Consider the following 5680-nt stretch of genomic DNA (forward strand, 5'->3'; position numbering starts at 1 on the left):
GTGGGATCATGGGGCGCATACCTACTATCTCAATCAATAGCCATATGAAAACAACGTGTAGGCATATAAAAAAGCCGACACGTTGTGTCGGCTAATCGTCTAGTGTTGTGCTTTACAGAATCTGTTTGAGTACTCTATCAGCTTTGAGTCGTGTCACTTTGCGTAGTAGTTTTTGTACCGCATCAGGGTAGTTTTCTATCTTCTCTAGTTGCTTGTAGGTACAAACAAGTTGAGTGTGTCGAAGGATGTTGTCGATCTCTTGCTCAAACTTAGGTGTTAAATGGTGATAGTGATCTTGGATCAGAATGGCATTTTCGAGATCGAGCTTCCATGCTCTTGGATTTAAGTTATTACCAGTGATCAACATGTAGCGCTTATCCACCCATACGCCTTTTAGATGGAAGCTATTCTCTTCATGTTTCCAGAGATGGATAGAAAGATTTCGACTGGCAATATGGGCTTCATTTACTTTGGCAAAACGGCGTAGATTAAGCTCATATAAATAAGGTAAGCCGCCGATTGTCTTGAAGGTTTGCTCTGGGGAAATATAGAAGTCGTTTGCCGTTTTATCGCCAACGATAATGTGAACTTTCACACCCCGTTTCAATGCTTTCTTAACTTCTTTAGCGACACTTTTTGGAAAATTGAAATACGGAGTGCAGATAAAGACTTCATCTTTAGCATGAGCGATCAGTTGGTTAATATTGTGGTTGAGTTTATTTCGACGCTTTCCAATACCTACCAGTGGCGTCAAAGCCACTTGGTCGGCTGTTGGGATTTGTGACTCAAACTCATAGTTTGCTGTTGCTAGAGAGGCTCTAAATTGCCGAATATCAATTTTGATATCTTTCGTCGTTGGCTTCGATGTGTTTGATAAGTCATTGACAGCAGGATGACTTATCATTTTTTGCTGAATAAATTGTACCATGCTATCGGCAAGAGATTGGTTGTCGATGGTGTGATAGCGGTCGAATCGATAGCGCTCTTTGTGATGCAAATAAACGTTATTAAGGCTTGCTCCGCTATAGATCACCTGGTCGTCGACAATAAAACCTTTGAGATGTAAAACACCAAAAACTTCGCGGCCTCGTACAGGGATGCCGTATACAGGAATGGCGTGTTCGTGGTTCTGAGAGAACTCTTGATACATTGAAGCATTGCCTTCCGAAGCGGCCGCACCAATTAATCCACGTTGCGCTCTATGCCAATCAACGCAAATCGCAATATCTAAGCCAGGGTTTCTTTGCTTGGCATTATAGAGCTCCGTTAACACTTCTCTGCCTGCTTCGTCATCTTCTAAATACAGCGCTACAAGATAGATTCGTTTACTTGCCTGACGGATCGACTGGATCAGATGATTTTTAAATTCTTTTGCCGAAAATAAAACTTCAAAATGATCCGGTGATTGTGCGATGGTCGGCAATCGCTCGAATGGGTTTCTATGAGAAATCATATTGGATGATTTACCTTACTTATTTGCAAAATTGCGAACTGGGGATATTACCAAATTCAACGGTTCAATTGCTAGAAAAGCCGCGCATTCTCGTCATACTAGCCTAGGTATCTCATAGGAATGAGATCTTTACCACTGGATATATAGCGCTCAAACCGTTGCATAAGAGCTATTGGTAGTTCCTCTGTCATTATGGAGTGAAAACCATGACGAGCATAAAAGGGCTCAAGATGAGCGTATGCGAAGCAATAATCCTGATTATTGAGAATATTCTCGCTGCAATAATTGAGCAACTGCGACCCAATCCCTTTTTTTTGGTTTTCTGGCAGCACAAGCATGCCGGTCAGTAATCGATATACATCAATATTTTTAAATCTGACAACAGCAGATATCTGCCCATCGAGCGTGCCTATAACACACAATTCATCTTTCCTAGCTTTTGCTGAAGGGTAATGTTCTTTGTATATTCGTTTGATCAAAGGAAGTTTTATCGGGGGGAGTATGTCAAATTGTAGTTGCCACATTTCTTCCTGCTTCGAATAGTTATCTGTTGTAGAATGGTGTCAGTTTAATTTATCCATAGAATGCCATGCAATTACATCCCAATGCGAGCTTAAAAAAATACCACACTTTTGGCCTAGAACAATCTTGTCAATTATTAGCTGAAGTTTTCTCTGTGCAAGATTTGGTTGAAATTTACCAGAGCGCAGAATGGCAGACTTTGCCTAAGTTGATGTTAGGAAAAGGTAGCAATGTCCTTTTTACTTGTGATTTTCAAGGAATGGTTTTAAGCAACCAACTGAAAGGGCTACAGCACACGCAGGATGACAATTACCACTATTTGCATGTTTCTGGTGGTGAGGATTGGCCTTCACTTGTTGAATGGGCAGTGAAGCAAAATATTGCAGGACTTGAAAATTTGGCTTTGATACCTGGCTGTGCCGGTTCTGCTCCTATCCAAAATATTGGCGCTTATGGTGTAGAGTTTCAAGATGTGTGTGATTACGTTGATTATCTCTGTTTAGACTCTTTAACCGTCAAGCGCCTGAGCGCTAAACAATGTCTATTTGGTTATCGTGATTCTATTTTTAAGCACGCTTTGCACAGTAACGCGATCGTTGTAGCGGTAGGACTAAAGTTATTGAAGCAATGGCAACCCGTGCTTAATTACGGGCCTTTGCAAGAACTGGATAGTCATACTTGCCAAGCTATTGATATTTATAAACGGGTATGCGCTACTCGCAACGCCAAATTACCCGATCCGCGGGTGCTAGGTAACGCAGGAAGCTTCTTTAAAAATCCAATTATTAGTTTAGAACATTGGCAGGCTCTGCTTGAGAGTTATCCCGATCTTGTTTCTTACCCCGTGGAAGAAGGCAGAAAAGTAGCGGCCGGTTGGTTGATTGATCAGTGTGGGCTCAAAGGGTATAGCTTAGGTGATGCTCAAGTGCATCCGAAGCAAGCTTTAGTGTTGGTAAATAAAGGTAGCGCTACAGCCTTTGATGTCATTCAACTAGCGATTAAAGTTTGCATAGCAGTTCAGGATAAATTTTCGATATCTTTAGAGCATGAAGTTCGATTTTTAGATGCGATTGGTGAAACGAACCTTGAGCATCTTGCTAAGGAATTAAAGTGAAAGAGCACAGTGTCAAACTATCATTACTTCGTCATCTAGCCAGTGGCGAGTTTTGTTCTGGTGAGTTGCTAGGAGCCGAACTTGGTATTTCTCGCGCTGCAGTAAGTAAGCATATTAAAGGGATTCAGGAGTGGGGAATTGATATTTTCCGCGTCCAAGGCAAAGGCTATCAGCTTGCTCAATCACTGAATTTACTTGATGCGACACAGATCCAAAATGCCGTGCGTAACCCTGTCGAGCTTTTCCCCATTATCGATTCAACCAACCAATACCTGTTAGAACGTGTAGATAACCTTGCTTCGGGCAGCGTTTGCTTAGCAGAGTATCAGGCTAATGGCCGGGGTCGGCGTGGGCGTCAGTGGATATCGCCTTTTGGCAGCAATCTTTATGTTTCCATGTACTGGCGACTCGACGCTGGGATGGCGGCCGCAATGGGGCTTAGCCTTGTGGTCGGGGTCGCGATTGTGGAAGCGCTAGCAAGCATCGGATTTGACGGTGTAAGGCTTAAGTGGCCGAACGACCTCTATTTTCAGGATAGAAAGCTGGCGGGCATTTTAGTAGAAATGACAGGGCAGGCTGGCGCAGCGGCACATTTAGTGATTGGGATGGGAATGAACATTTTCATGCCCGAAAATGAGCAAGCCATTGACCAGCCATGGGCAAGTTTGTCGCAGGTAGCCGCCGGTCTGAAAATAGACAGGAACTTGCTCGCGATTGTCTTTATTCAATCATTAGACCAAGCGCTACGTGATTACGAGCTTTATGGGATGAAGGATTTTATACCGCGCTGGAATCGACTCGATAACTTTATTGGTCGAAAAGTTAAACTGCTTATGGGCCCCAAAGAGGTCTATGGCGTGGTGCACGGGATCAACGAATATGGAGCGGTGTTGCTAGAAACAGAGAATGGAATGGAGAGTTACATTGGTGGCGAAATATCGTTACGCAAGGCAGAGTAACCGCTTTACCAAACTATTTTCTTAGTAGTATCTCTTCCACGGTATGATTGAGGCCTTTACGCAAAACTAACTGAGCACGCTCTTTGGTCGGTAAAATATTATGTTGCAGATTTTTACCGTTGATCGAGTGCCAAATGCTCTCAGCTTTTTCTCTCGCCTCTAGCTCAGACAGTTTTGTGTAGTGGCTAAAGTACGATCCCGTCTCCTTAAAGGCGCTGTGACGAAACTTCATAAAGCGTTCAACATACCACTTTTCAATAAGTTGACTGTCCGCATCGACATACAGTGAGAAATCTAAGAAATCAGAGATAAACACTCGATGTGGATCGTGTGGATAATCCATGCCGCTTTGCAAGACGTTCAATCCTTCGATGATCAACACATCTGGCCTATCGACGACTTTCTCTTCAGTGGTGATGTCGTAAGTAAGATGTGAATAGATCGGCGCGCTTACATTTCTTTTTCCTGCTTTAACATCCGACACAAACTGTACCAGACGTTTCATATCATAAGATTCAGGAAACCCCTTTTTTCCCATAATTCCTCTTTCATTAAGAATTTTGTTGGGAAAAAGAAACCCATCTGTCGTAATCAGTTCAACTTTGGGATGATTCTCCCAGCGTGAAAGAAGCGCTTTTAACAAACGCGCCGTGGTACTTTTCCCAACAGCGACACTTCCTGCGATGCCAATGATAAAAGGAGGCGATATATCGGTATTACCGAGAAATTGATGCAAAACCGCATTTCGGCTTTGTCTGGCGGCCACGTATAAATTAAGCAAGCGAGCTAAAGGCAGATAAATCTCAGCTGTTTCCTTCATCGTTAGGTTTTCATTAATACCTTGTAGCTCTTTTAAGTCAGCCTCAGAGAGAGTCATCGGGACAGAGTTACGTAGCTCGGCCCATTGATTGCGATCAAAAGAGATATAAGGACCCATAAAATACCTAACGATGACAGAAAAAGAAGAGGATGAAACATACATTAAGGTGAAAAGAATGGAAATGCCTTAAACGATAGAATTGAGTGAGAAAACGCATTTTGCTTGAAAAAGCAACGAACAGGCGAGATTTATGGGAAATTGGTTTTTTTTTAATATTTAGGCTTGCAAGGCTGAGCATCATTCAATAGAATGCGCTCCACTTATGCCGACTTAGCTCAGTAGGTAGAGCAACTGACTTGTAATCAGTAGGTCACCAGTTCGATTCCGGTAGTCGGCACCATTCTTTTTCGAAAGAATGAAGGAAAAATTTGGAGGGGATCCCGAGTGGCCAAAGGGAGCAGACTGTAAATCTGCCGGCTACGCCTTCGATGGTTCGAATCCGTCCCCCTCCACCATATTCTTAAGGAAATAGCTCTCAGAGTTACGTGTGCGGGCATCGTATAATGGCTATTACCTCAGCCTTCCAAGCTGATGATGCGGGTTCGATTCCCGCTGCCCGCTCCAATTTTTGAGTGCTGATATAGCTCAGTCGGTAGAGCGCACCCTTGGTAAGGGTGAGGTCCCCAGTTCAACTCTGGGTATCAGCACCAGCTCTCAAAGCAATTATCTCCTTTTGATATATACTCCTTACCAATAATTTTGGTTGCGTGGTCATCAAAGCCACCTAAATCCGTACCTAGAGGGACAACTCA

At 43.2% G+C, this 5680-nt stretch carries 5 protein-coding genes and 4 tRNA genes; 6 read left to right on the forward strand and 3 right to left on the reverse strand.

The annotated features are described in order from the left end of the window. Positions 1-112: 112 nt before the first annotated feature. Together pssA and VOR_RS0106840 are read right to left on the reverse strand one after the other, a co-directional pair. Complete coding sequence (gene pssA, locus VOR_RS0106835) at positions 113-1453, reverse strand: CDP-diacylglycerol--serine O-phosphatidyltransferase (protein ID WP_010318968.1); 1341 nt, start codon at positions 1451-1453, stop codon at positions 113-115. 98 nt (positions 1454-1551) lie between these two features. Beyond that, complete coding sequence (locus VOR_RS0106840; protein ID WP_010318969.1) at positions 1552-1977, reverse strand: GNAT family N-acetyltransferase; 426 nt, start codon at positions 1975-1977, stop codon at positions 1552-1554. Between the two features lie 65 nt (positions 1978-2042). On the opposite strand from VOR_RS0106840, the gene murB reads away from it, so the two are divergent. Together murB and birA are read left to right on the forward strand one after the other, a co-directional pair. Continuing rightward, a complete protein-coding gene (murB, locus tag VOR_RS0106845; RefSeq protein WP_010318970.1) occupies positions 2043-3089 on the forward strand; it encodes a UDP-N-acetylmuramate dehydrogenase in 1047 nt (348 codons plus the stop codon). Further along, positions 3086-4048 carry a bifunctional biotin--[acetyl-CoA-carboxylase] ligase/biotin operon repressor BirA gene (gene birA, locus VOR_RS0106850; protein ID WP_010318971.1) on the forward strand — a complete coding sequence of 321 codons (963 nt, stop codon included), beginning with the start codon at positions 3086-3088 and terminating at the stop codon, positions 4046-4048. Before murB ends, birA begins: the two co-directional genes overlap by 4 nt. A 13-nt stretch (positions 4049-4061) precedes the next feature. Here birA and coaA read toward each other — a convergent pair whose 3' ends face one another. Further along, positions 4062-4985: a type I pantothenate kinase gene (gene coaA / locus VOR_RS0106855; RefSeq protein ID WP_010318972.1), complete on the reverse strand. Its 924-nt coding sequence runs from the start codon at positions 4983-4985 to the stop codon at positions 4062-4064. Between the two features lie 207 nt (positions 4986-5192). On the opposite strand from coaA, the gene VOR_RS0106860 reads away from it, so the two are divergent. The 4 genes from VOR_RS0106860 (at position 5193) to VOR_RS0106875 (ending at position 5578) form a co-directional block, all read left to right on the forward strand. Further along, positions 5193-5268: transfer RNA gene (locus VOR_RS0106860), tRNA-Thr, on the forward strand. Between the two features lie 30 nt (positions 5269-5298). Further along, positions 5299-5383, forward strand: a tRNA-Tyr gene (locus VOR_RS0106865). Positions 5384-5417: 34 nt separating this feature from the next. Continuing rightward, positions 5418-5492: transfer RNA gene (locus VOR_RS0106870), tRNA-Gly, on the forward strand. A 10-nt stretch (positions 5493-5502) separates the two neighbouring features. Beyond that, positions 5503-5578: transfer RNA gene (locus VOR_RS0106875), tRNA-Thr, on the forward strand. Positions 5579-5680: the final 102 nt, after the last annotated feature.

Origin of the sequence: Vibrio ordalii ATCC 33509, from assembly GCA_000257205.1 — a bacterium.
Taxonomy (GTDB): Bacteria; Pseudomonadota; Gammaproteobacteria; order Enterobacterales; family Vibrionaceae; genus Vibrio; species Vibrio ordalii.